Raw genomic sequence first — 23,258 nt, 5'->3', positions numbered from 1 at the left:
CCGCCCCGGAGCGAAGAGCGCCCTCGACGGGCGGCCCCGCCTCGCGTAGCGTCCGGGTATGGCCGTCGACATCGACATCGTCTACACGGGCGACCTCCACTGCGAGGCGACCCACCGCCCTTCCGGAACGAAGCTCGTGACCGACGCCCCCGTCGACAACGGGGGCAAGGGCGACGCTTTTTCCCCGACGGACCTGTGCGCCACGTCCCTCGGCGCGTGCCTCGTCACGACGGTGGCGCTCGTCGCCCAGCGGCACGGTATCGAGCTCGCGGGAACGACCGTCCACGTCGTCAAGGAGATGGTCGCCGACCCGCGCCGCCGGATCGGCGCGCTCCTCACGACCGTGACGTTTCCTGCGGGCCTCGATCTCCCGCCGGAGAAGCGCGCGCTCCTCGAGGCGACGGCCCGTGCCTGCCCGGTCACCCAGAGCCTCGGGCCCGGCGTCGAGGTGCCGATGGAGTTCCGCTGGCCGCTCTGACCGGGCGATATCGCTTTCGCCGCGGCTCCCGCATGGAGGGCCACCGCCCGTCCCGGGGGCCAGGGAAGGGCTCGACCCTCGCCTGGTCCCCTGGGGTCTCTCCCGGTCTCAGCGTTTCCCGAGCTTCTCCAAAAGGACGGTGACGGCCTTCTCGAGCTGCTGGTCGCGCCCCGCGGCCTCGATGGCCGGGTCGTTGTCGACCTCATGGTCGGGGTCGAGGTGCTTGTTCTCGGTCAGGTCCCCGGCGGGGTCGAGGTAGCCGACCTCGGGGATGCCGAACGTCAGCGAGCGGTCCTGCAGGCGCTCCCACCAGACCGAGGTGCAGGTGCCCGGCACCTGCATGCCGACCGTGTCGCCCAGCTTCAGCGCCTTGTAGGCGGTGGGGAAGCAGTGGGCGTCGGAGTAATTGCCCTCGTTCATCACGACGATCGACGGCTTGGTCCAGCGCATTCCCGGCTCGACGCCGATCTGCCGGCCCCGCGGCACGGCGCGGTAGTAGACCTGCCCGGAAAGGAAGACGGTGAGCGGCTCGACGAGGTTGCCGCCGCCGTTGAAGCGGGTGTCGAGGACGATGGCTTCCTTGTCCACGGCGCGGCCGAAGATCTCCTCGAAGATCTCGCGGTAGGCCCCGTCGTTCATGCCGCGGATGTGGGCGTAGCCGAGGCGTCCGCCCGAGAGCTTCTCCACGGCGGCGCGGCGCGAGCGCACCCACCGGGCGTAGAGGAGCGGTGCCTGGTCCTGCCAGGAGATCGGCTTCACGCTTTCCTCCCAGCGCAGCTGGCTCGCCGGGTCGAAGAGGGAGAGCCGGACCCGCGTGCCCGCCTTGCGGTTGAGGAGCGGATACCAGTTGGCTCCGGGCGCGATCGACGCGCCGTCGATGGCGGTGATGACGACGCCGGCGCGCACCTTCGTCCCGGCCTGCTGCAGGGGCGACTTTTCGATGACCTCGAGGACGCGCACGCCGTCGCCCGTCCAGGCAGGATCCGGGAAGAAGCCGAGCGCGGCGGTGGAGTCGGCGTCGGGGCGCGTCGGACGGTAGCGCCCGCCGGTGTGCGAGGCGTTGAGCTCTCCCTGCATCTCCGAGATCAGCTCGGCGAAGTCGCGGTTGTTGTCGACGTGGGGGAGGAAGCGGCCATAGGCGGCCTTCATCGCGGGCCAGTCGACGCCGTGCAGGTTCTCGACGTAGAACTTCTTCTGCGTCTGGCGCCAGGCGTGCTCGAAGAGCGCCTCCCGCTCCTCGGCGGCGCGCAGCTCGAGCCGCGCCGAGATCTTGACCGGCGTGGTCTTGCCCGACTCGAGGTCGACCGAGACCATCTTCTCGTCGGCCAGCACGACGGCCTTCTTTCCTTCGGCGTCGAGGCGGAAGGCGGCGGAGCGCTCGGCGTCGAGCTTGGCGAGGAGCTTGATCTCCTTCTTGCGCGGCAGGTACTTCCAGAGGTCGTAGCCCTTCTCGAAGCGCGCGAGGTAGACGAGGGTCTCGCCGTCGGGCGTGAGGGCGGCGTCGGCGATGTCGGCCGAGTGCATCGAGAGGCGCACCGTCCGGTCCTCGATCGCCTCGAGCTCGAGGGTCACCGGGTCGGGGACCTTGACCGCCGGCTTCTCGGCCGGAGCCTTGCCCTTGTCCTTCTCCTTGGCCTTGTCCGCGTCCTTGTCCTTGCCTTTGTCCTTCTCCTTCTCCGCCTCCTTCTCCTTCTCGGCGAGCTGCGCATAGGCGCCTTCGTCGAGGCGGAAGCGGTCCCAGGCCTTGCGGGTGAGGAAGGCGGCGAAGACGTCCTGCTCGCGGGCCCACCCGGCCTGCTGGCGCGCGCCGTGGCGGTCGGTCGCCCAGATCAGGACTTCGCCCTTGCGGGCCCAGCGCGGCCGCTCGTCCTCGTAGCCGCTGCGGGTCAGGTTCGTCACGGCGGCGCCGCCGGCGGCCGGCACCAGGCCGACCTCGCTCGACCAGCGGGTGGGGCTCAGGAACTGGACGGCGATGGTCCTGCCGTCGGGCGACCACTCGTACCACTGGTCGCCGTCGGCGTAGGAGTAGTTCATCTCGCCGGGAAGGACGGTGCGGCTCTTGCCGCTCGCGAGGTTCAGGACCTTGAGTGTCGTGCGCTCCTCGAGGTAGGCGACCTCCTTGCCGTCCGGCGAGAACCTCGGCTGGAACTCCTCGGCCGCCGTGGCGAGGACGACGGTCTCCTTGAGGCCCGTGGCGTTGAAGAAGGCCGGCTCTTCGGGGTCAGTGCGGTCGGTGCGGTAGAGGTTCCAGCTCCCGTCGCGCTCTGCGGCGTAGAGGAGGCTCTTGCCGTCGGGCGAGAAGCTCACGGAGCGCTCCTGGCCCGGCGAGTCGGTGATGCGGCGCGTCGTGCCGTGCTCCACCGACGCGACGAAGACCTCGCCGCGGGCCACGAAGGCGATCTCCTTGCCGCTCGGCGAGAGATCGAACTCGTTGACCTCGCCCGAGACGGTCAGCGGCGCGACCGCGAGGTCGCCCCTGTCGGCTGCGGCCGCCACCTCGAGCTTTCGGCTCTGGCTGTTGCCGGCGGGACGGACCCAGATCTCGCCGTCGAACGCGTAGGAGAGGTCTCCGGAGGCCGAGGCGCTCAGGAAGCGCACGGGGTGGACAGTGTGCGTCGTCACCTGGACGGGGTGCTGAGGATCTGCGAGGTCGAGCCTCCAGACGTTGAAGCTGCCGCTCTTCTCGGAGAGGTAGTAGAGAGCGCGCTCTCCGGGCGCCCACACCGGCTGGCGGTCGTCGACGCCGGAGGAGGTGAGGCGGCGGTGCGTGTTTGAGGCGCGTTCCCAGACCCAGACGTCGCGGGCGAACGAGGAGTTGTCGTGCTTGCGCCACTCCATCTCGTAGCCCTTCTGGTCGGAGTAGGCGAGTCGCTCGCCCGCCTTGTCCCAGACGGCATGGAGGGCGGGCGTGCTGAGCACCTGCGCGGGCATGCCGCCGGCGAGGTCGACGCGGTAGAGCTCCGGCTGGGCGCCGGTGGGGAACTGCACGTTCGTGGCGCTGTCGAGCCGGGCGGAGCCGAAGAGCACGCCCTTGCCGTCCGGAGTGAAGCTCGTCGGCGTGTCGTCGGCCGAGTGAAAGGTCAGGCGCCGCGCCGTGCCGCCGGCCGCCGGCATGACGAAGACGTCGAAGTTGCCGTAGCGGTCAGAGGCAAAGGCGATCTGCCGGCCATCCGGAGACCAGACCGGGGCGGTGTCGTAGCCGGCGTGGACCGTCAGCGGCGTCGCGGTTCCGCCGGCCGCCGGCACGCTCCAGACGTCGCCGCGGTAGCTGAAGGCCACCGTTCGGCCGTCCGGGGAGATCGCCGGGGCCCGCAACCAGAGGGCCTTCTGGGCGTGAGCCACGTCCGCGGTCGCGACGGCGACGGGCGCGAGGAGCGCCCACGCCAGTCCCACTGTGCCGAATCGAGCCCTGATCGTCGATGCCATCACGAGGTTCTCCTGATTCATCAGTCTGCGTGCGGTGGAGCCGGGCCCCGGAGGGGGGAACGGCGCGAGGGTGGGACCGCCGGCGACGTGGCACCGGTGCCGGGGAAGAAGCCCTCCCTGGCGCGGAGCGACCCCGGCTTCTCCGTTACGCTCCCGGTGGAAAAAGGTTCTGGTGCACCCCGGAAACGATCGCGAAGACCGCGGGACATCCTGCGGCGCGCGGGGTCGCGTGCCCGTCTCGATTCCGTTCAGGTCGCGAGGCTGGCTCCCCCGTCCACGACGAGCGTCTGCCCCGTGACCCACCCGGCGAGCGGCGAGAGGAGGAAGAGGACGGCAGCGGCCACGTCCTCGGGCGTACCGAGGCGCCCGAGGGGAGAGGCGGCGCGCGCGTGGGCGGCGAGCTCCTCGAATCGCGGGTGGAGCCCCACCGACGTGGTCGGCACGAGCCCCGCCGAGACCGCGTTGACGAGGATGCGGCGCGGGCCCAGCTCGACGGCGAGGGTGCGGACGACGGACTCGAGGGCGGCCTTCGAGGGACCGATGGCGCCGTACTCGGGTATGAAGCGTGAGCCGCCGAGACTCGAGAGGGCGACGAGCCTCCCTCCGTCCGGCATCCGTTCCGACGCCGCGCGCGCGAGGAGGAGGAACGCGCGGGCGTTCACCGCGAGAGTCAGGTCCCACTGCGCGGGCTTCACGTCGAGGAGCGGTTTGAAGGAGCCGAGGGCGGCGGAGTGGACGAGTGCGTCGACGCGGTCCCCGGCCGCCGCGACGAGCGCCCGTGCCTCCTCGGGGTGAACGAGGTTCGCCGCAACGGTCCGGGCCTCGGCGCCGAGCGCCTCGCAGGCACGAGCGGTCTCCTCCGCTGCGGCGGCGTCGGCGCGGTAGCCGAGGACGAGGCGGGCACCGGAAGCGGCGAGCGCGAGGGCGACGGCTCGCCCGATGCCGCGGGTCCCTCCGGAGACGACGGCGACGCGGCCGCGAAGGTCGGGGAAGGGAGTGCTCATGCGGACACCTCTGTGGCGCCGGCCACGCCCGCCGCGAAGGCCTCGTCGACGTCGCGCCGGGTGTAGGTCTCCTCGCTCCCGCCGGGGCGGGTTTTCCAGCGCCAGTGGATCCACCGCCACTGGAGAGGGTCCTCCCGGACCCACGCCTCCCAGACCCGGACGATCCGATCCGTCGCGTCGAGGACGTCGCGCGGGGTCGGGGCACCGTCTCCGGGGGGCTCGAAGAAGGCCAGGCGGAAGACGAAGCGCCCCCCTCGACGAACGGCGGCGCCGACGACGATCGGCGCCCCGGTGCGCGCGGAGAGGAGCGCCGGGGTCTTGCGGGTGGAGGCGGGGCGCCCGAAGAAGAGAGGGAACGGGCCGGACCGCCCGCCGTTCTCGTCGAGGAGGACCGCGACGCTCTGACCCGAGCGGAGCGCGGCGAGAGCGGGCGCGACCGCGCCTCTCTTCTCGATGAGGGCGCCTCCGCCGCGCCGCACGCGGCGGAGGAGGGCGTCGAGGAAGGGGTTGTCGACGCGCCGGGCCACCGCCACGCCGCGCCCTCCGAGCGCCTGGTCGACCATCTGCATCGCGACCTCCCAGGAGCCGAGGTGCCCCGTGACGAAGATCTTCGGGCGCGGGTCGGCGAGGATCCGTGCCTCGAGGCCGGGATCCTCGGCATCGTAGAGCGCTTTCCAGGAGCCGTCGGTACGGCCGGGCAGGGCCGAGAAACGGATTCCCTCCGCGAGACTTCTCCCGAGGTTCGCGAAGACGGCGCGTACGGCGCGGCTCGCCTCGGCGCGGGACATCGACGGGCCGAAGGCGCGCCGAAGGTTGACGAGGCCGGCGCGCCGCGACGTTCCCATGACGGCCCAGGCGGCCAGGCCGTAGAGGCTCCCGAGGAGACAGGCGGCGTTCCACGGCAGGAGGCGGAGGGGAAGGAGGAACGGCAGCGCCACGAGCGTGAGGAAGAGGTCGCGCGCCAGGACGATCGGACGCAGAAGGGCGCTGGCCGTCATGCGCCCTCCCTGCAGCCGACGAGCGCCGTGAGGCCGGCGGCTGCCGCGAGCGCGGCGGCGATGGAAACGGCGGCGGGGACGAGGAGCGACCAGGGCGCTTCGAGCCAGGGGTGGAGAAAGAGCTGGAGGAGCGCGCCGTGAAGCGCGACGAAGAGCACGGCGAGCGAGGCACCCAGGAAGCGGGCCGCCCATGTGTTCGTCTCCTCGAGCGCCCGCTGCCCCGCGAGCGCCGCCGCGAAGACGAGCGCGACGAGTCCGCCCCAGGTGACGAGACCGCCGAGGAACAGGTTGAGCCTCGGGAGGAGAGCGCCGGGAAGCGTCGCGAGGAACGGCCGCACGGCGTCGAGCCCGAGGAAGAGCAGGAGCGCGCCGAGCGATGCGACCGAGGCCCACCCCTTTCTGACGCGGGTGCATGTCGCGAGGAGCATCGCCCCGGCGAGGATCGCGAGGGCGCGGAGGAAGAGCCCCTGGAGGTTCGAAGAAACGAGGAAGCCCCACCTCGCGTCGAGCGGCCTCCAGAGCCCCGCGGAGACGACACCGAGGCCGATCGCGAGCGGCACGAACGCGAGGATCGGAGGGCGGCCCGCCGGGAAGAGGGGTGTGCGCCGGGAGGTCGCCGCAAGGACGAGGGCCTGCGCGGCGGGGACGAGGAGCCACGCCGCGAAGGCCTCGTACGTCAGGTCGACGAGGTTCAGGAGGAGCCACGAAGAGAGGGCCGCGGCGACGAGGTACGCGGGGAAAAGAAGGAGCCAGTACCCGAGGAACCGCCTCACGCTCCGGACTCCGAGACCCTCGTCACCACGTCCGCTCGGGCCACTTCGCGAAGGGCGCGGCTTCGCGCCGCGGCGAGGCGCGCCGTGAGCTCTCCGGCGAGGCGTCCCCGTTCCGTGCGGTCCAGCTCGGCCGGAACGGGCAGGGGCTCACCGATGACGACGACGACGCGGGAGAAGGGAAGCGGGAGCCAGATCTTCGACCAGCTCCGCCCCAGGACGGAGGATCGCCGTGCCGCGGCTCCCACCGGGCGGAGGGGCCGGCCCGTCCGTGCTGCGCAGACCACCGCTCCGCCTTTCGCGACTCCCGACGGTCCGAGTGGCCCGTCGACGACGAGGGCGAGGGGACCGTCGTCCCCGGGAAGTTCGCGGAGAAGCTGCGCGAGCGCCTGCGTGCCGCCCCTCTCGGTCGCGCCCCTCACGACCCGGCCTCCGAGTGTCGTCACGACCTCGGTCGCCCAGTCGCCGTCGCGGCCGGGAGCGATCAGGGTCGTGAACCGCGCCCGGCCGAGGACGCCGCCGAGGGCGAGGGCGTCCCTCTCGCAGAAGGCGAAGATCTCCCGTCCGAAAGGGTAGGTGGCGGGGGTTACCCGGGAGCCGTCGGGGAGGATTCCCTCCAGGCGGAGTGTCCGGTGGAGGAGCCCGTAGACCCGGCCGAGCGTCCGGGCGAGACGGCGCGGAAGCGAGAACCGGATCTTCACGCCCGCACGAACGCGAGGCAGGCCGTCTGCCCGCCGAACGCGAAGGAGTTCGAGAGTGCCGCGCGGAGGTCGACGCGCCGGGCTCCCTCCGGGACGGTGTCGACCTCGCACTCGGGGTCGCGATGCTCCTGGTTGAGCGTGGGATGGACGAGGCCGTCCCGGAGCGAGAGGGCGGTCACGATCGCCTCCACGGCGCCCGCGGCCACCGTGAGGTGGCCGATCATCGATTTCGTCGAGCTGACGGCGACTTCGCCGAGCCGCGAGCCGAAGACAGATCCCAGCGCCCGGGCCTCCGCACGGTCGCCACCGGGCGTCGAGGTCCCGTGCGCGTTGACGTAGCCGACGTCCGCCGACGAGAGCACGGCGTCGTCGAGGGCGCGGCGCATCGCGAGGACGGCCCCGAGGCCGTCAGGGTGGGGGTCCGTCGCGCGCCAGGCGTCGCACGCGGAGCCGAATCCGGCCACCTCGGCGAGGACGTCCGCGCCCCGCGCGCGGGCGTGCTCGAGCTCCTCGAGGACGACGAACCCCGCGCCCTCTCCGAGGACGAACCCGTCGCGCTCCCCGTCGAACGGGCGGCTCGCACGCGTCGGCTCTTCGTTGCGCCGCGAGAGAGCGCCGAGCAGGCAGAACGACGCGAGCCCCATGGGGTAGATCTCGGAGTCGGAGGCCCCCGCGAGGACCACGTCGGCCTCGCCGCGGCGAATCCAGCGGAACGCGTCGCCGATCGCCTCGGTCCCGCCCGCGCAGGCGGTCATCGACGCGAGGAGGGGACCACCGATCCCGGCGGCGCGCGCGAGCCGGGCCGCGAGGGCGCCCGGGCTCTGCCGGTCGGCCGCGTGAGGGAGGAGGCCGTACAGGAGCTCCTGGGCGAACGCCTTCCCGTCGAAGCCGTCCCGGGCGGCTCCCGCGGCCGCGGCCCCGAAGACCTCGGCGTGCCCGTAGGTTCCCATGCCCGTCGCGATGGAAAGGCCTGCGGAGGCGGACCAGGGCCCTCGCGGCGCGAGTCCGGCGGCGGCGAGCGCCTGCGACGCCGCTTCGACGCCGAAGTCCCAGATCCTCCCGCGCCCCCCCAAATCGCTCCCGAGCGGACGCGCGGCGTCCCCGGAGGGGGCGTCGGCCTCGGCGGCGATGCGCGTCGGGAACGTGGAGGCGTCGAAGCGCCGAATCGGGCCGACGGCCGACCGTCCTGCGAGGAGGTTCTCCCAGAGGGCGGCAACCCCTGGTGCGCCCGGAGCGACGAGTCCGGCCCCGGTCACGACGACGCGTCGGCGCGCGCTCATTCCGGCGACGCGGCTCCTCCCGACAGGCGCGTCTCGAGGTACTCCACGACCGTCCCGACGGTGATGAGACGGGGGAGGTCGGCGCGCGACGGGCGGGACGGAATGCGGTCCCAGCGGAAACCGGGCCGCCGGGCCTTCAGCTCCGAGAGGCGTGCCTCGAGCGCGCCAGGGTCGTCATCGAGACCGCCGAAGGACCCCGCCCAAATCTCCTCCTCGGGGATCTTCAGGCCGAACGCGCTCTCGAGCCGGAAGACGATGTCGAGGAAGTCGATCGACTCGGCGCCCAGGTCGTCGACGAGGGAGGAGTCGAGAGTCACCCGTTCGGCGGGCTGGTCGAGGGCGTCGGCGACGATCGAGAGGACACGGGCTTCGATCTCGGAAGGGGACGGGTTCATGCAGCACTCCGGGCCGCCCCTTCGGGCGGCAGGACCAGCAGGGCCGAGGCTTCTCCGGCAGGCCCCGCGGCGACGGCCGCGACCGGGCCGGAAAGGCCCTCGACGAGGGCGAGGACGAGGGCGGCTGGGGCGTGCGCCGCGAGGAGATTTCCGGCGTGGTGCTCGAGCCTGCGGGCGGGCGCGGGCGTCGCGCCGGCCGCGAGCGCGGCGAGCCGGGGCCCCGCGGAAAGCGCGTGTGCACCCACCTCGCAGAGGATGCGGGCCCCGCGCGAGAGCGCGGCCTCCCGCTCCTCGAGGAAGACGACGGCCGCCCCTTCGGCGGGAACGAGCGGGGACGGGCCCGAGAGGAGGCCTTCCTGCTCGAAAGCGGCGAACGCGAACGGGTGGACGGCGGCGTCGGCCCCGCCGGCGAGGACGGCGGCGGCGCGCCCCTCGACGATCCAGGCGGCCCCCTCGACGATCGCCGCCAGACCCGCGGCCCACCCCGTCATCACGGTGGTGTTCGGTCCGCGCGCCTCCAGCTGGATCGCCACGTGGGCGCTGGCCATGTTGGGGAGGTGGACGAGGAGCCAGAGCGGGTTGAGGCTCCCGAGGGCCGCCTCGCCGAACGCGGCGGTGTCCCGCGCCGCCAGGGCCGGCTCTTCCGCGCGCGCGAGCGCCGCGGAGAGCTCCTCGGCGCCGAGGTCGGAGCCGCTCGTCCCGATCGCGACGCCGAGGCCGTCGCACGGCCCCTCGGGAAAGCCGGCGTCCTCGAGCGCCATCGCGGCCGCGCAGACGGCGAACCGCGTCCTGCGGTCACAGAGCTTCAGCGCCTTGGGGACGCGGAAGCGGGCGCGCGCGTCGAGGTCGCGCACCTCGCCGGCGAGCGGCGACGCGAACGGGCTCGCGTCGAAGAGCGTGGCGGGCGCGATGGCACATCGGCCCTCGGCGAGCGCCGACCGCGTCGCATCGAGCCCGGTGCCGAGGGGTGTCACGAGGCCGAGGCCGGTGACCACGGCGCGCTGCTCCTTCACGCGCCCGGTCCGTCCCGCCCCTCGAGCGTCGCGACCTTGTCCTCGAGCTCCTTGAGGCGGCGAAGGAGCTCCGGGAGCCGGGCGACGATCGGGAAGACGCGCCGGGCGTCCTTCGCGGGGAGCGCGGGCGCGCCGTGCCAGATTCCGGGACCGATGTCGCGGTGGACACCCGCCTGCGCGCCGACGACGGTTCCCTCGGCGAGGGTGACGTGGTCCGCGATGCCGGACTGGCCCGCGAGGACGCTGAAGCGCCCGACGTTCACGCTCCCGGAGATGCCCGCCTGCCCGATGACGCAGCAGTGCTCGCCGACCTGCGTGTTGTGCCCGACCTGGACGAGGTTGTCGATCTTCGTTCCCGCCCCGATCCGCGTGGCGCCCACGGTCGCCCGGTCGACGCAGGAGTTCGACCCGATCTCCACGTCGTCGGCGATCTCGACGGTCCCGATCTGCGGAACCTTCTGCTGGACGCCGCCGGCGTCGCGCTCGTAGCCGAACCCGTCGCTGCCGATCACGCTTCCCGCGTGGATCCTGACGCGGCGCCCGACCGTCACGCCGGGGTAGAGCACGACGCCCGGGAACAGGACCGAGTCGTCGCCGACCCGCGCGCCCTCCCCGACGACGGCGAGGGGGTGAACGCGGACGCGCGCGCCGAGGCAGGCTCCGGCCTCGACGACCGCCCCGGGGCCGATCCACGCTCCTTCTCCCACCTCCGCGCCCGGGTCGACGTGGGCGCCCGGGTCGATTCCCGGCCCGCGCACATCGCCGGGCGCGAAGTAGGCGAGCAGCGCGACGAATGCCCGGCGGGGGTCCGGGACACGGACGAGGGAACGCCCCGGGGCCTGGGTTCCCGCCGGGACGACGATGGCCGACGCCCGGCACGAGGCGATCGAGGCGAGCGCCTTCCGATCCGACAGGACGGCGAGCGCCCCCTCGCCTGCTTCTTCGGGCGGCTCGAGCCGGTCGATCGGCGTACCCCGGTCGCCGTCGATCTCGCCCCCCAGGAGCGTGGCGATCTCTCCGAGCGTCGTTCGCCTCACGTGCCGCTCCCTTCCTCCCTGACGATGGCTCCGCCGAAGCCCGGGATCCGCACGGGGCGCCGCTCCGCGGCGGCCAGTACGGCCTCGGCCGCGCGCGCGTCGCTGCCCCCCGCGAAAAGGAGGCGCGACACCTCCGCGAGCGCCAGCCGCTGCTCCTCGAGTAGAGACGCGTCCCCGAGCAGCCGCGCCGCCGCGGCAGCCAGCTCGGCGCCGCTGGCCCGGCTCTGGATGTGCTCGGGAATCGCGCGCCGCCCGAGGACGAGGTTCGGGAGGCCGACGGTGTCGGAGTCGATGAGGCCCAGGGCGATTGCGCTGCGGACGACGCCCATCGTCAGGGCCGCGAGACGGTAGGCGATGACCATCGGCGTCCCGATCAGCGCCGCTTCGAGGGACGCCGTCCCCGAGGCGAGGATCGCCAGGTCGGCCGCGCGGAGCGCGTCGTGGCTGCTGGCAGCCGTTCCGACGACGCCCTCGAGACCGCGGCGCGCCACCTCGGCTTCGATGTATGGCGCGAAGCCGGGATCGGCGACCGGAAGGAGGAACCGGATGGTCCCGTCACGGTCGTGCAGGAGCCGCGCGGCGTCGAGGAGGACGGGGGTGAGACGGTGCACCTCGAACTCCCGGCTGCCCGGAAGGATCGCTACGAGAGGTCCGGCGGGGAGGCCCAGCGTCTCGCGGGCGCGCCGCCTGGCGTCCTCCGTCGCGGGCCGCAGGACGTCGCCGAGGTAGTGCCCGACGAAGGTCGTGGAGGACCCGGCGGACCGCCAGACGCGCTCCTCGTCGGGGAACGACGTCAGGATCTCGTCGAAGCTCGGGGCGAAGGCGCGGGCGAGGGAGCGCCAGATCCAGACCTGCGGGGGGAAGTACGAGAGGGTCGGGATGCCGCGGGCCCGGAGCCATCTGCCGAGCGCCACGTGGAAGACGTCGTTGGCGATGAGCACGGCGGCGTCGGGCGGCGACTGGGCGACGCGCCGGCGGAGCGATGCGAACGCGCGCGCCAGACCCGGGACGACCCGGAACGACTCGGTGATCCCGACCGTGCCGAGGGCGTTCGTGTCCCGGAGCAGCTCGACGCCGGACTCCGCCATCCGCGGGCCGCCGAGGCCGAAGAGCGAGAGGTCGGGGCGGCGCGCTCTCAGTTCGCGGGCCAGGCGGGAGCCGGCGACGTCTCCCGACACCTCGCCGGCGCTCAGGAGGATCCTCACGCGGCCCCTCTCGACCGCGCGCGGAGGCGTTCGGCGGCCTCCAGGAGGGCGAGCTGGACGAGCGGCACGGCGACCGCGTGGAGCGCGAGTTGCCTCACCTCCGGCCTCCGCCCGTTGACTGCGTGCGCCACGATGATGCGCGCCGCAACGAATGTCCCCGCCAGGAGGAGGAAAAGGGCCAGCCGCCGCTTCATTCCGTAGCGGAGGATACGGCGGCCTCGAGGAGCCGGCCGAGGCCCGTCTCCCGGAGGATTCCGGACATCCAGTCGTCGAATGCGGCGGAACCCGAGGGCCGGGGGACGGCGTGGAAGACGAGCCTCGCCTCGGCGACCCGCTCGGCGCCGACCCAGGCGCGGGTCCGCGCGGCCCAGACGCTTCCGCGGGCCTCTTCCAGGTCGGCCTCGAGCCGGATCTCCTCGCCGGGGCGGACGAAGCGCCGGAACTTGGCCCTCTCGACCATCATCAGGAGGGGGAACAGGTCTGGTCCGAGCCTCGTCGCGAGAGCCCACCCGGCCGTCTGCCCCATCGCCTCCGTCAGGAGGACTCCGGGGACGACCGGGAGGCCGGGAAAATGATCGGCGAACACGGGGTCTTCGGGGCGGAACGTCTTCAGAGCGGTCGCACCTCGCCCTGGCTCGACCGAGAGGAACCGGTCGACGAGGACGAACCGCACGACCGAGGGAACCTCAGGAAGCGACGATGGTCCCGCGCAGGAGCTTCACGCCGAGCGCGACCACGGCGGCACCGAAGACGAAGAGGCCGAAGGTCGACGCCGACGGGACCTGGACGCCATTCGCCAGCGCCGCTCCCGAGAGGGGGGGGCCGGTCGTCGTCGAGATCCCGCCGACGCCCGCCACCTGCACCGTGATGGTGTCGGGCCAATCGTCGTCGTTGGTGTCCGTCAAGGGGAAGTAGATCTGCGGGGTCGTCGTGGTGGAGACACCGAGAAGCCCGGCGCCGCTCGTCGTCCACGGTACGGTGATGTAGTCGGGGCGTCCGTCTCCCGTCGCGTCCTGCGGAAGCAGGCTGATCCGCGTCTCGGGGACGCCCGTTCCCTCGACCCGCATCGCGTCGAAGATCCCGTCGAAGTTCTGGTCGAGGAGCTGGCCCGTCCCGCTCGCCGGGGCGGCGAGGGCGCGGCCGCCGGAGGTCGCCGTACGATTGCCGTAGGGCTCCTGGGTAAACGTGAAGAGCGTCCCGTCCGCGTTCGAGACGAGCGACTGCGTCATGCCGTCCTGCCTCGTGCGAGAGCCGGCGATGCCTGTGTCCTCGTAAACGAACATGCAGGGAGTCTCCGTCCCTGTCCCGGGGATTCCGGACGGGAGACCGACGACCCGGGTGCAGTCCGTCGTTTCCTGCTGCGGGTAGCCCATCAGCTCGCTCGCCTGCGGCGCATGGTCCCCGTTCATGTCGAACCAGATCGGGTGGTCGGCGCTCCAGGGACCCGGACCTGCGGCCGGTCCCGGCGTGGGCGTCGGCGTGGGCTGGGCCAGCAGGGCGCTCGCGGACAGAAGAGACGCGAGCGAGGCGGCTACGAGGAGGCGCAATGCGATTCGGCTCATGAAAGCCCTCCGAAGTCCGGGAACAATTGGGAGCGCGCAGAGTGTAGCAAGGCCGAGGGAAGGAATGGAGTCCCCCGGCAGACGGCGGTCGAGTCCGGGCCGGGAGGGGTGACGCAGCTCTTTCGCTAGACTCGGCCACCGTCCGATGAGAGCTCACATGCCCGTGCCTGAGCGGCGAACGTACCGTGCCGCGGTCGCCCTCGCGGCCGTGGTCGTGACTCTGCTCCTCCTGCTCGCGCCGCGGACGACGCTCTGGGACCGGGACGAGTCCCGCTTCGCGCGCTCGGCGGTCGAGATGCTCTCGTCGGGCGACTTCCTCGTCCCGACGTTCGCCGGCGAGCTGAGGCCGCACAAGCCGCCCCTCCTCCCCTGGCTCATGGCCCTCTCCGCGAGCGTCCTCGGTCCCACGGAAGTGGCTTTCCGTCTCTGGTCCGCGCTGGCGCACGGGGCTTCCGTCCTGCTGACCTTCGCCGCCGGACGGCGCCTCGCGGGGGAGACCGCCGCGCTCCTCGGAGCGGCGCTGCTCGCCCTGTCGCCCCTCGCGCTCCTGGAAGGGGCTGCCGCGACGGCCGACGCCGTCCTCCTCGCCGGGCTCACGGGAGTCCTCGCCGTCTTCGCCGATGCCGCGGTCGGCGGCGTCAGGGCCCGTCACTTCGTCCTCGGCGCGATCGCCTCGGCGGTCGCGCAGCTCGCGAAGGGGCCCGTGGCGCTCGCCCTGCCGCTCCTCGGTCTCGGGGGCGCGCTTCTCCTGGCGCCAGCCGCTTTCCGCCAGAGGCGGTGGCTCGCCGGTCTCCTCTCGGCGTCCTCGCTCCTCGGCCTCGTGCCGGTCCTCGGCTGGGGCCTCCTCGCCGACGCCGCGACGAACGGCCGCCTCCTCTCGGCGGCGATCGGCACCCACGTGATCGGCCGGACACTCGCCCCGATGGAAGGCCACGGGAGCGGGATCCTCGTGGGACCTCTCTATTACGGCGTCGTCGTCCTCGTCGGCTTCTCCCCGTTCACGCTGCTGCTTCCCTCAGCCTGGGTGCGCATTCGGTCGGGTGGCGTCCTCGCGCCCGGGGCCCGGGCGATCCTCCTCGGGTGCGCCCTCGCGCCGCTGCTCCTCTTCACCGTCGTCGCCACCAAGCTCCCGCACTACCTCCTCCCGGCGTTCCCGGCCCTCGCCCTCCTCGCGGCCGAAGCCGCGGAATCGGGCGAACGGCGTGGCCTCGTCGCCGGCGGGCTCCTGCTCGCTCCGGTCGTCGCCGTCGCTCTCGCGGCCCTCGGTTTCGTCGTGGCCGTCCCCCCGATCGCAGCGTTGCGCGCTCCGGCGGTTGCGGCCTTCGTCGCGATCTCGGCGGAGACCGTCCTGGCTGCGGCGTTTCTCCGGTCGGGGCGCTCGCGAGCTGCCGCCGCGACACTCCTCGTGGGCACCGCCGCGGCGCTCGCCGCGGCGGTGGGTTTCGGTCTTCCCGCGCTCGAGGCGTGGAAGCCGGTGCCCCGCCTCGCCATCGAGGCGAGGCGGGCCGTGGGAGACGCCCCGGCCGCGACCCTCGGGTTCGAGGAGCCGAGCGTTTTCGTCCATTTCGGACCGGGGCCCGTCGAGCGCCTCGCGAGCGAGGCGGACGCCGCGCGCTGGGCGCGCCGCGCGGGCCCGGGTCTCCTCGTCACGACGCGCGCCGGGCTCGAGCGCCTCGTGGCGTGCGAGGGCCTGCTGCCCCTCGTTCCGTTGGCGTGGCAGGGAGGGATGAACGTCTCGAAGGGGGCGCCCGTCGAGCTCGTGGCTCTGGCGCGAGGTGGACCTTGGACGAAGTCCCCGCGGTGACCGTCGTCGTCCCGGCGCGGGACGAGGAGGAGAACGTGGGCCCGCTCGTCCGCGAGGTCGAAAGGGTCCTGGGTGGCCGCGGGGTGGTGTTCGAGCTCGTCGTCGTGGACGACGGCTCCCGGGACCGCACGGCCGAGGGCCTCGCGGTTCTGGCCGCTTCACGGCCCTGGCTGAGGCCGCTGGCGCTCGGCACCGCGTCGGGCAAGTCGGCGGCGCTCCGGGCCGGAATCCTCGCGGCCCGCGCCAGCGTCGTGGCGACGATGGACGCGGACCTCCAGGACGACCCCGCCGATCTCCCTGCGATGCTCGATCTCCTCGGCCGGGGAGAAGCCGACTTCGTCCAGGGCTCCAGGGTCCGACGCGCCGACGGGGCCGTGCGTGGGGCGGCGGCCTGGGTGGGGCGACTGACGCGACGGCTCGTCCTCGGCGACACCACGAGGGACACGGGGTGCGGCCTGCGTGCGATGAGAGCTCCGGTCGCGCGCGCGCTGCCGCTCGATCTCGAGGGAATGCACCGCTTCCTGCCTCACCTCGCCCGCGAGCTCGGCGCGCGGGTCGTCGAGGTACCGGTTGCGCACCGGCCCCGGCGGGCGGGAAAGAGCCACTACGGTCTCGTCGACAGGGGGTTCTCCGGCTTCGCCGACCTTCTGGCGGTGCGCTGGATGGCGCGGAGACGCCGCCGCCCGGAGGTCCTCCGGCTCCCGCAGGACCGTCCGTGAACGTGCCCCATTCCTCCCGGGGGCAGAGGTTCGTCCTGGGAGCCTACGGCGTGGCTGCCGGCGCCGCGGTGGCCGTGGCGCGGATCGCGTTCCTTCGCGGGGCCGGGGCCCTCGAGCGGGCGGAGCGCCTCGGCACGGCGCCGTCGCCGTGCGGTCCGGGGCGGCTCCTCCTGCACGGTGTGTCGGCCGGGGAGATGACGGCCGTTTCGGCCCTCGCGGCGGAGATCGAACGGATGGCCGGGGTGAAGCTGCTCCTGACGACCGGGACGAGCGAGGGGCGGATCGTGGCCGAGCGAATTCGCGAAGCCTGCCGCGCGGTCGAGGCGGTCTCCTTCCTGCCGTGGGACCGGCCGGCTGCGGTGCGCCGGTGGCTCGCGTGCCTCGCTCCCGCGGCCGTGGTGACCGTCGAGGCCGAGCTCTGGCCCGGGCTCTTCCTGGGGGCGCGGTCGCTCGGCATCCCGGTCGCGGTCGCGAGCGGGCGGCTCCGGCCGGGCGAGGCGCGACGCTACGCGCTGCTGGGCCGGTTCTTCCGCCCGGTCGTGGACGCGGTCTCGTGGATCGGCGCGCGGACGGAGGAGGACCGCGAGAGGTTTCTCTCGATCGGCGCGAGCCCCTCCCGCGTCGAGGTGACCGGCGACCTGAAGCTCGACGCCCCGACGCCCGCCGCGCCGCTGCCGACCGGGTGGGAGGCCCATCTCGGGAGCGGCCCGCCTCTTCTCCTCGCGGCGAGCACGCACGCTCCCGAGGAGGAGCTCCTCCTGGCGGCGGTGACGCGGCTGCGCGGGGAAGGCGTCGCGGTGCGTCTCGCGGTCGCGCCCCGGCGCGTCGCGAGGGCGGGCGAGGTCGAGCGCCTCGCCCTCCGCGCCGGCTTCGAGACGCGCCGGCTCTCGGGCTCTGCGGGCCCCGCCTCGATCCTCGTCGTCGACACCTTCGGAATCGTCTCCTCGCTCTGGCCGTACGCGTCGGCCGGGTTTCTCGGCGGGACGATCGCTCCGGTCGGCGGACACAGCCCCGTCGCTGCGGCGGAGGCGGGCGTGCCGCTCCTGGCCGGGCCTTCGCTCGACGGCGTGCGCGACGTGGCCGACGCCCTCCGTTCCGCGGGAGCGCTCGTCGACGTGGGAAGGGAAGGGGCCGCCGGAGAGCTCGCGGCGGCTCTGTCGCGGCTTCTCTCCGACGAGGGCGATCGCCGTCACCGGGGCGAGGCGGGGCACCGCGCGCTCGGCACCCTCCGCGGCGCCGCCGCGCGCACGGCGACGAGGGTTCTCGGCCTGCTCGCTGCTCGCTAGCGTCCCGAGCCGGAGTTCCTGGAAGGAGACCGGCCTGAAATAGCAGGAGCGGCCCGTCCCGTGCTCACGTCGCGGCGTTCGCGACGGGTTCGACCTGACCCGCGAAGAGCGCCCGGAATGGGGGGCAGGTGTCGAGGAGCCGGGACGCCGATCCGTCTCCCGCGACGCGCCCTTCGACGAGGACGATCACCCTCGGGTACCGGGCCACTGTGGAGAGGCGGTGCGCCATCACGATCACCGTCCTGTGCGCGAGCCACGGACCGAGGTCGTCGAGGAGCCTGCCCTCCGTCTCGCTGTCGAGCGCGCTCGTCGCCTCGTCGAGGACGAGGACCGGCGGGTCGGTGAGGACGGCCCGCGCGAGCGCGATCCTCTGCTTCTGGCCTCCCGAGAGGTTTCGCCCGGCCTCGAGGAGAGAACCGTCGATCCCGCCGGGGATCGCGGCGACGAGGCTCTCGAGGCCGCAGAGCCCCAGCGCTTCGACGACCTCGCCACGCGACGCCTCCGGGCGGCCGAAGAGGACGTTTTCCGCCAGCGTTCCGCGGAAGAGGAACGGCTCCTGCTCGACGACCCGGACGGCGTGCCTCAGATCGCGAAGGTCCGCCTCACGAAGGTCCACGCCGTCGAGCCCGACTCTGCCTGCGTCCGGCGAGAGGAATCCCGCGAGGAGCGCCGCGAGCGTGCTCTTTCCTCCCCCGCTGGCGGCGACGACCGCGACCGTCTCCCCCGGCTCGACCCGCAGGTCGACTCCTTCCAGGAGGGGGCGCGCCGGCTCGTGGCGAAAACGAACGCCTTCGAGCGCGAGGCTCCCCCGGACGGGCCGCGGGAGGGGCGTGCCGCCCTGCCGTTCGAGGAAGCCGAAGTCGATCACCTCGTAGACCCGCGCGGCCGCGGAGAGAGTCCGCTGGAGCATCGCGTGGACGTCGGCGAGACGCCGGAGCGGCTCCACGGCTCTCGCCGCGAAGAGGCAGAACGCGAGGAGGCCGGCCGGGGTCAGCTCCCTCGCCAGGGCGAGGCGGCTCCCCCAGCCGATGGCGCCGAGAAAGCCGATCCCGGTCACGAGGAAAACCGAGGCGAGAACGGCCGCCGACCAGAGCTCGGCGGCGAGAACGCTCCGGCGGTAGCTCGCGTTCGTCGCTGCGAAGCGCTCCGCCTCGCGCCCGGCGGCGTCGTAGCCCTGGATCGTCGTCAGGCCCGAAACCTGCTCGGCAAAGACGGAATGAAGCTCGCCCAGCTCTCTCTGCGCGAGGCTTCCTTTGCGCCTCACGACGCGTCCCAGGCGGCCGAGAAGAAGGCCGAGGAGGGGGGCCAGGATGACGGCCGCGAGAGCGAGACGCCACTCGACGAGGAAGGCCACGGCGATCGAGCCGAGGGCGTCGAGGCCGTCACCGACGAGCCTCTTCAGGAGGACTTCGACGAATCCCGAGAGGCTGCTGGCGTCCGAGAAGACCCTCGAGGCGAGCTCGCCTGCCGGACGGCCCCTCACCGCCAGAGCACGACTCGCCAGGATCTTCCGCGCCGCCCGGTCGCGCAGGCGCTCGAGGAGGCGCTGGTTGACGCTCGCGGCGAGGTAGCGCGCGAGGACGACGGCCATCGCGAGGAGGAGCGTGGCTCCCGTCGCCTTCAGGAGAAGGGCGCGAACGGGGAGGAGCGAGCCTCCCGTGAGCGGCCCTTCGAGCCACTCCTTGACGAGCCACGTCAGGAGGAGCTGAGCGCCGGCCATCGTCGCGAGCGCGGCCGCCGCCCCCGCGAAGCGGGAGCGTTCGACCGCCGCGTCCCTCGCGATCCGAAGGAGCAGGCGTCGTCCGGCACCCGGGGCCAGGATCCCGTCGCTCACGCGGGGAGGCTCTCGGGTCTCTTGCCGCGCCGGCCCGCCCGGCGCAGCAGGGAGCGCGCCACGCGGCGCCAGTGTCCCGCCGTGGTCCGGGCCAGCTGAAGCGACTCGCGGGGGTCTACGAAGAGACGGGCGAAGATCCTCCCGTTCTTCCTCGCATTGCGTGCCGCCTGGCCGGCCTGGTCGGCGAGCCAGCGCCAGGGCGGCCAGACTTCCACGACGATCTCCTCTGCGCCGAGGCCCGTCCACGCCACGAATCGCTTGTGGCCGTCGGCGACGAGCCATTTCCCGAAGAGCCGCACGACCGAGACCGGAGGGAAGCGGTCTCCCGCGCACATCCTCTCGCGGTACCCGCGGATCACCTCCGGAGCGTGCGTCAGCTCGAGGAGGTCGACGACCTCCTCGAGGCGAAGCACCCGTGTCGGGTGGACCGCGCGCGCGGGGTCGAAGCCCCTCGGGATCTCGGAGGGCCGGGGTTTGTCCACAGTGATCGGACCATGCCGCTCTGCCCGGTGGTCCGTCAAGCGACGGACGCGCCGTCCGCAGAGGCGATCGCGCGGCAGTCGACGCCGGGCCCGCTCGTGAAACAGGTCTCCTCCGGGGAACCGGTACGATCCGCCCGGTTTTCAGTGATGGAGAGAGAGGAAGCCCGGCTCGAGACGGGCCCCCGCAACGGTGCCGCCGCGTCCACGGAGCGCGCCGCGAGGCAATGGCTCGTCGCCCTCGTCGTCGTCGGCGTCCTGGCCCGCGTGCTGCGGTACGGCCTCGGCTTCGCTCTCTGGGAAGACGAAGCCTTCCTCGTCGTCAACCTCTTCGAGAAGGACGTTCCGGGGCTCCTCGGGCCGCTCGACTTCGGCCAGCTGGCGCCCCCTCTCTGGCTCCTGGCCGAGAAGGCCGTGGCGGAGCTGCTGGGTTTCTCCGAGTGGTCCCTCCGGCTCGTCGCCTTCGTCTCCTCTCTGGCGAGCCTCGCTCTCTTCGTCTCCCTCGCGCGGCGCCTTCTCGCGGGCTGGGAGGCGACGTTCGCCGCGGGAATCTTTGCGGTTTCCTACCCGTGCGTCCGGTACGCGGCGGAGGCGAAGCCGTACGGGGTGGACCTCCTCGTCTCGGTGGCCCTCCTCCTGGCCGGGGTGAGGCTCGCGGAAGGGGCGCGTCCGGTTCGCTGGCTCCTCCTTGCCGCGCTCCTCGCCATCGGCCCCTGGCTCTCCTTCCCATCGGCGTTCGTCGGCGGCGGGATCGTCCTCCTCGGGCTCTCTCAGGCCCTCGCCGCGGCGGGGCCCGGACACCGCGTGGCCGCTGGCGCGCCCTGGGTCGCCGCGGGCCTCCTCCACGTGGCGAGCCTCCTGGCGGTACAGGCCTGCATCGCCGACGCGGCCGCGCCGACGCTTCCGGGGATGCAGGCGTTCTGGCTCGAAGCGCTTCCGCCTTTCGCAACGCCCCTGCGGATTCCGCTATGGCTCCTCGCCTCGCTCACGGGGCCCCTCTTCGCGTTCCCGGTGGGTGGAGTGGCCGGGGCCAGCGTCGTCACCACCGTGGCCGTTCTCGGCGGCGTCGTGTTGCTCGCGGGGTCCTCGCGGCGTCCCCTCATCGCCTTCTGTACCGCACCGCTCGCGCTTCACCTCGCGGCCGCCGCGCTCCACAGGTACCCGTTCGGCGGCCACACCAAGTTCTCGCTGTACGCGGTCCCCCTCGTCTCGATCCTGGCCGCGGTCTCGCTCGCGCACCTCGCGAGCCCGGGCCGGGGTCCGGGCAGACGGACGGACCCCGGTGGCGGGGCGGTGGCCACGTTCCTCCTCGTGATCGGGCTTGCGGTCCTCGCCCGGGATCTCGTCTGGCCGTACAAGAACCCTTCGGACGAAGCGGCTCGCAGTTTCGCGCGGGGGTTCTGGGTCGACGCCGCGCTCGGAGCCGAGACGGTCTGTCTCGAGTCCGACCTCGGAGTCTCGTTCCAGCCCGAGCTGCGGTCCCGCCTGAGCTGGTTCGCCACGTACCGGGCGAACCAGATCCTCTACTCCCCGCGGCACGGGCGCCGCGAGGCTCCGCGCCTGGATCGGGTCACGGCCGGACGGCCGCTGCTCCTCGTCGAGTACAGGGTCGCGGCCTTCGCGTACGACCAGGAGGGTTCGTGGCGCTGGATGGAGAAGACGAGGACAGAGCTGACCCTCGTCGAGGAGACGAAGATCCCCGTCCCGCGCCGCGACCAGCACCAGAGACGCCTCCTGACGACGGACGAGATCGTGCTGAGGCGGTTCGTGCCCCGATGAGGGTCCGCCGGCGGATCGAGGATGACGTGGCGCGGGGCCGCGACGCCGGGCGGTGGGGGAGCTGGATCGTCGTCGGGCTCTGGGCGCTCGTCCTCGTTCCCTTCGCCGGTACGCGCAACCTCTACTACGAGGAAGGGCGCTACACGCTCGCGGCGCTCGACATGCTGCAGAACGGCCACTGGCTGCGGCCGGAGGTCCTCGGGGAGGGATTCGTCGCGAAGCCTCCGCTGCTGTACTGGCTGGTCGCATCGGCGATCTCGCTCGGGGGCGTGTCCGAGTGGGTCGTCCGCGCACCCGCGCTCCTCGCCGCCCTGCTCGGCGCGCTTCTCGTCGAGCGCGATGCACGGCGCAGGGGCGGTGCACCGGCCGGTCTCCTCGCGGCCGTGGCCTTCCTCCTCTCTCCCTATGTCTTCACGACGGGTGCCCGGTCGGAGCCGGACCTGTTCGTCAGCGTGGCCTCCTTCGCCGCCTTCAGGATCTGGCTCGAGAGCCGGTGCACGCGTCAGGGGAGCGCAATCCTGGCGTGGATCGCCACCGCGTCGCTGCTCGCCGCGACCGCGCTTCTCAAGGGTCCGCTGCCGCTTGCCTGGTTCGGCATCGGGGCCTGTCTCGTCGTCGTTCGAGAGCGGCGCTGGAGGGAGCTGCCGGGCCTCGCGCTGCTGGGCGGGATCGCCCTGTCGGCCTTCGCCGCCTGGGCGGGCGCCGTCTACCAGCCCGGCGACGAGACGGCCTTCCAGGACATGACCCGCACCGGAGGTTGGCCGACGGTCTCGACCTACCTGAAGGGATTGGTGAGATTCGTTGGCGAGACCGCCGCCCACCTCCTTCCGTGGCTCGCCGTCGCGGCGCTGCCGCTGTCGCGGAGGTGGCGACACGAGGCCGGATTCGATGCGAGCCCGGCCGTGCCGTTCGCCCTCTACGCGGTGGGATGTACGGTGCCCCTCGCGCTCTGGCCCCACGCGCTCGCCCGGTACGCGATGCCGGCGATGCCCGGAGTCGCGGTGGTCGCGGGGCTCGCGGGCGCCGCCGCGTGGCGCGCAGGGTCGCCGGCCATCCGGACGGCGATCCGCGGTCTCGTTCTGGCGGCGCTCACGGTCCGGCTGGCGTGGCTCGCGGCCATCCCGTTCGACGCGACGCGCAACGAGGACGCGCGCCGTCTCGCCGAGACGCTCGCCGCGCCAATGGGGACTTCGCGGGACCCGCTGCTGATCCTCGGCCCCGCGATCGACTACAACGCCGCCTTCTACCTGCAGCGGGCCGGTCACTCGCCCCGTCTGATCCGCACGCCCGGCGAGGTCCTCACGCCCGCGTGGCTGATCACGGCCGCCCCGCCCCCGCCGGGCACTCGCGAGATGGCGCGCGGCGCCAGTCGGCGAGGTGTCGTCTACCGCGTCTGTCGCGTCGGGTCCACCGACTGAATGAGGTGGCGCTTCCGGGTTCCCGGCAGCCCCGTGCGTCCTGGGTCCCCGGGCCCCTCCGGGCCGCTGG

At 73.2% G+C, this 23,258-nt stretch carries 21 protein-coding genes; 6 read left to right on the top strand and 15 right to left on the bottom strand.

Annotation, left to right across the window (positions count from 1 at the left end; genetic code table 11):
* Positions 1 to 58 precede the first annotated feature (58 nt).
* Positions 59 to 478, top strand: a complete 420-nt coding sequence (locus tag IPN03_20630; GenBank protein MBK9376056.1) for an OsmC family protein — start codon at positions 59 to 61, stop codon at positions 476 to 478.
* Positions 479 to 586: 108 nt separating this feature from the next.
* Here the strand turns inward: IPN03_20630 and IPN03_20625 are convergent, their stop codons facing one another.
* The 13 genes from IPN03_20625 to IPN03_20565 all read right to left on the bottom strand — a co-directional run bounded on the left by IPN03_20625 (position 587) and on the right by IPN03_20565 (position 13,869).
* Entirely contained in the window at positions 587 to 3,904 is a 3,318-nt protein-coding gene (locus IPN03_20625; GenBank protein MBK9376055.1) for a PD40 domain-containing protein, read from the bottom strand.
* 248 nt (positions 3,905 to 4,152) lie between these two features.
* A complete protein-coding gene (locus IPN03_20620) occupies positions 4,153 to 4,908 on the bottom strand; it encodes an SDR family oxidoreductase (GenBank protein ID MBK9376054.1) in 756 nt (251 codons plus the stop codon).
* The gene (locus IPN03_20615) at positions 4,905 to 5,906 is read right to left on the bottom strand and encodes a hypothetical protein (protein MBK9376053.1); all 1,002 of its coding nucleotides are present in this window, start codon (positions 5,904 to 5,906) and stop codon (positions 4,905 to 4,907) included. Before IPN03_20615 ends, IPN03_20620 begins: the two co-directional genes overlap by 4 nt.
* Positions 5,903 to 6,679, bottom strand: coding sequence for a hypothetical protein (locus IPN03_20610; protein ID MBK9376052.1), 777 nt, complete (start codon positions 6,677 to 6,679; stop codon positions 5,903 to 5,905). Before IPN03_20610 ends, IPN03_20615 begins: the two co-directional genes overlap by 4 nt.
* Positions 6,676 to 7,377 (bottom strand): DUF374 domain-containing protein, encoded by a 702-nt coding sequence (locus IPN03_20605; GenBank protein MBK9376051.1) that lies wholly within the window; start codon positions 7,375 to 7,377, stop codon positions 6,676 to 6,678. Before IPN03_20605 ends, IPN03_20610 begins: the two co-directional genes overlap by 4 nt.
* Positions 7,374 to 8,657, bottom strand: coding sequence for a beta-ketoacyl-[acyl-carrier-protein] synthase family protein (locus tag IPN03_20600; protein ID MBK9376050.1), 1,284 nt, complete (start codon positions 8,655 to 8,657; stop codon positions 7,374 to 7,376). The genes IPN03_20605 and IPN03_20600 overlap by 4 nt, the downstream gene beginning before the upstream one ends.
* Positions 8,654 to 9,052: an acyl carrier protein gene (locus tag IPN03_20595; GenBank protein ID MBK9376049.1), complete on the bottom strand. Its 399-nt coding sequence runs from the start codon at positions 9,050 to 9,052 to the stop codon at positions 8,654 to 8,656. The genes IPN03_20600 and IPN03_20595 overlap by 4 nt, the downstream gene beginning before the upstream one ends.
* Complete coding sequence (locus tag IPN03_20590; GenBank protein ID MBK9376048.1) at positions 9,049 to 10,047, bottom strand: hypothetical protein; 999 nt, start codon at positions 10,045 to 10,047, stop codon at positions 9,049 to 9,051. The genes IPN03_20595 and IPN03_20590 overlap by 4 nt, the downstream gene beginning before the upstream one ends.
* A gap of 14 nt (positions 10,048 to 10,061) precedes the next feature.
* Positions 10,062 to 11,102 (bottom strand): UDP-3-O-(3-hydroxymyristoyl)glucosamine N-acyltransferase, encoded by a 1,041-nt coding sequence (gene lpxD / locus IPN03_20585; protein MBK9376047.1) that lies wholly within the window; start codon positions 11,100 to 11,102, stop codon positions 10,062 to 10,064.
* Complete coding sequence (gene lpxB, locus IPN03_20580) at positions 11,099 to 12,307, bottom strand: lipid-A-disaccharide synthase (protein ID MBK9376046.1); 1,209 nt, start codon at positions 12,305 to 12,307, stop codon at positions 11,099 to 11,101. Before lpxB ends, lpxD begins: the two co-directional genes overlap by 4 nt.
* Entirely contained in the window at positions 12,304 to 12,501 is a 198-nt protein-coding gene (locus tag IPN03_20575; GenBank protein ID MBK9376045.1) for a hypothetical protein, read from the bottom strand. The genes lpxB and IPN03_20575 overlap by 4 nt, the downstream gene beginning before the upstream one ends.
* Positions 12,498 to 12,980, bottom strand: coding sequence for a beta-hydroxyacyl-ACP dehydratase (locus IPN03_20570; protein MBK9376044.1), 483 nt, complete (start codon positions 12,978 to 12,980; stop codon positions 12,498 to 12,500). The genes IPN03_20575 and IPN03_20570 overlap by 4 nt, the downstream gene beginning before the upstream one ends.
* Before the next feature lie 13 nt (positions 12,981 to 12,993).
* Complete coding sequence (locus IPN03_20565; protein MBK9376043.1) at positions 12,994 to 13,869, bottom strand: hypothetical protein; 876 nt, start codon at positions 13,867 to 13,869, stop codon at positions 12,994 to 12,996.
* A gap of 157 nt (positions 13,870 to 14,026) precedes the next feature.
* On the opposite strand from IPN03_20565, the gene IPN03_20560 reads away from it, so the two are divergent.
* Genes IPN03_20560 through IPN03_20550 form a run of 3 tightly spaced genes read left to right on the top strand, consistent with a single transcriptional unit; the run spans position 14,027 to position 17,678 of the window.
* Positions 14,027 to 15,673, top strand: coding sequence for a glycosyltransferase family 39 protein (locus IPN03_20560; protein ID MBK9376042.1), 1,647 nt, complete (start codon positions 14,027 to 14,029; stop codon positions 15,671 to 15,673).
* Positions 15,652 to 16,392 (top strand): glycosyltransferase family 2 protein, encoded by a 741-nt coding sequence (locus IPN03_20555; GenBank protein MBK9376041.1) that lies wholly within the window; start codon positions 15,652 to 15,654, stop codon positions 16,390 to 16,392. The genes IPN03_20560 and IPN03_20555 overlap by 22 nt, the downstream gene beginning before the upstream one ends.
* Positions 16,389 to 17,678, top strand: a complete 1,290-nt coding sequence (locus IPN03_20550) for a hypothetical protein (GenBank protein MBK9376040.1) — start codon at positions 16,389 to 16,391, stop codon at positions 17,676 to 17,678. The genes IPN03_20555 and IPN03_20550 overlap by 4 nt, the downstream gene beginning before the upstream one ends.
* 64 nt (positions 17,679 to 17,742) lie before the next feature.
* On the opposite strand, the gene IPN03_20545 is transcribed toward IPN03_20550, so the two are convergent.
* Entirely contained in the window at positions 17,743 to 19,512 is a 1,770-nt protein-coding gene (locus IPN03_20545; protein ID MBK9376039.1) for an ABC transporter ATP-binding protein, read from the bottom strand.
* Positions 19,509 to 19,994 carry a hypothetical protein gene (locus IPN03_20540; protein ID MBK9376038.1) on the bottom strand — a complete coding sequence of 162 codons (486 nt, stop codon included), beginning with the start codon at positions 19,992 to 19,994 and terminating at the stop codon, positions 19,509 to 19,511. The genes IPN03_20545 and IPN03_20540 overlap by 4 nt, the downstream gene beginning before the upstream one ends.
* 147 nt (positions 19,995 to 20,141) lie before the next feature.
* Between IPN03_20540 and IPN03_20535 the strand changes: the two genes are divergently transcribed.
* Entirely contained in the window at positions 20,142 to 21,770 is a 1,629-nt protein-coding gene (locus tag IPN03_20535) for a glycosyltransferase family 39 protein (protein ID MBK9376037.1), read from the top strand.
* A complete protein-coding gene (locus tag IPN03_20530) occupies positions 21,767 to 23,188 on the top strand; it encodes a glycosyltransferase family 39 protein (protein MBK9376036.1) in 1,422 nt (473 codons plus the stop codon). Before IPN03_20535 ends, IPN03_20530 begins: the two co-directional genes overlap by 4 nt.
* Positions 23,189 to 23,258: the final 70 nt, after the last annotated feature.

This window comes from Holophagales bacterium, from assembly GCA_016719485.1.
GTDB lineage: Bacteria > Acidobacteriota > Thermoanaerobaculia > UBA5066 > UBA5066 > UBA5066.
This window is presented reverse-complemented; position numbering and strand designations above follow the sequence as displayed.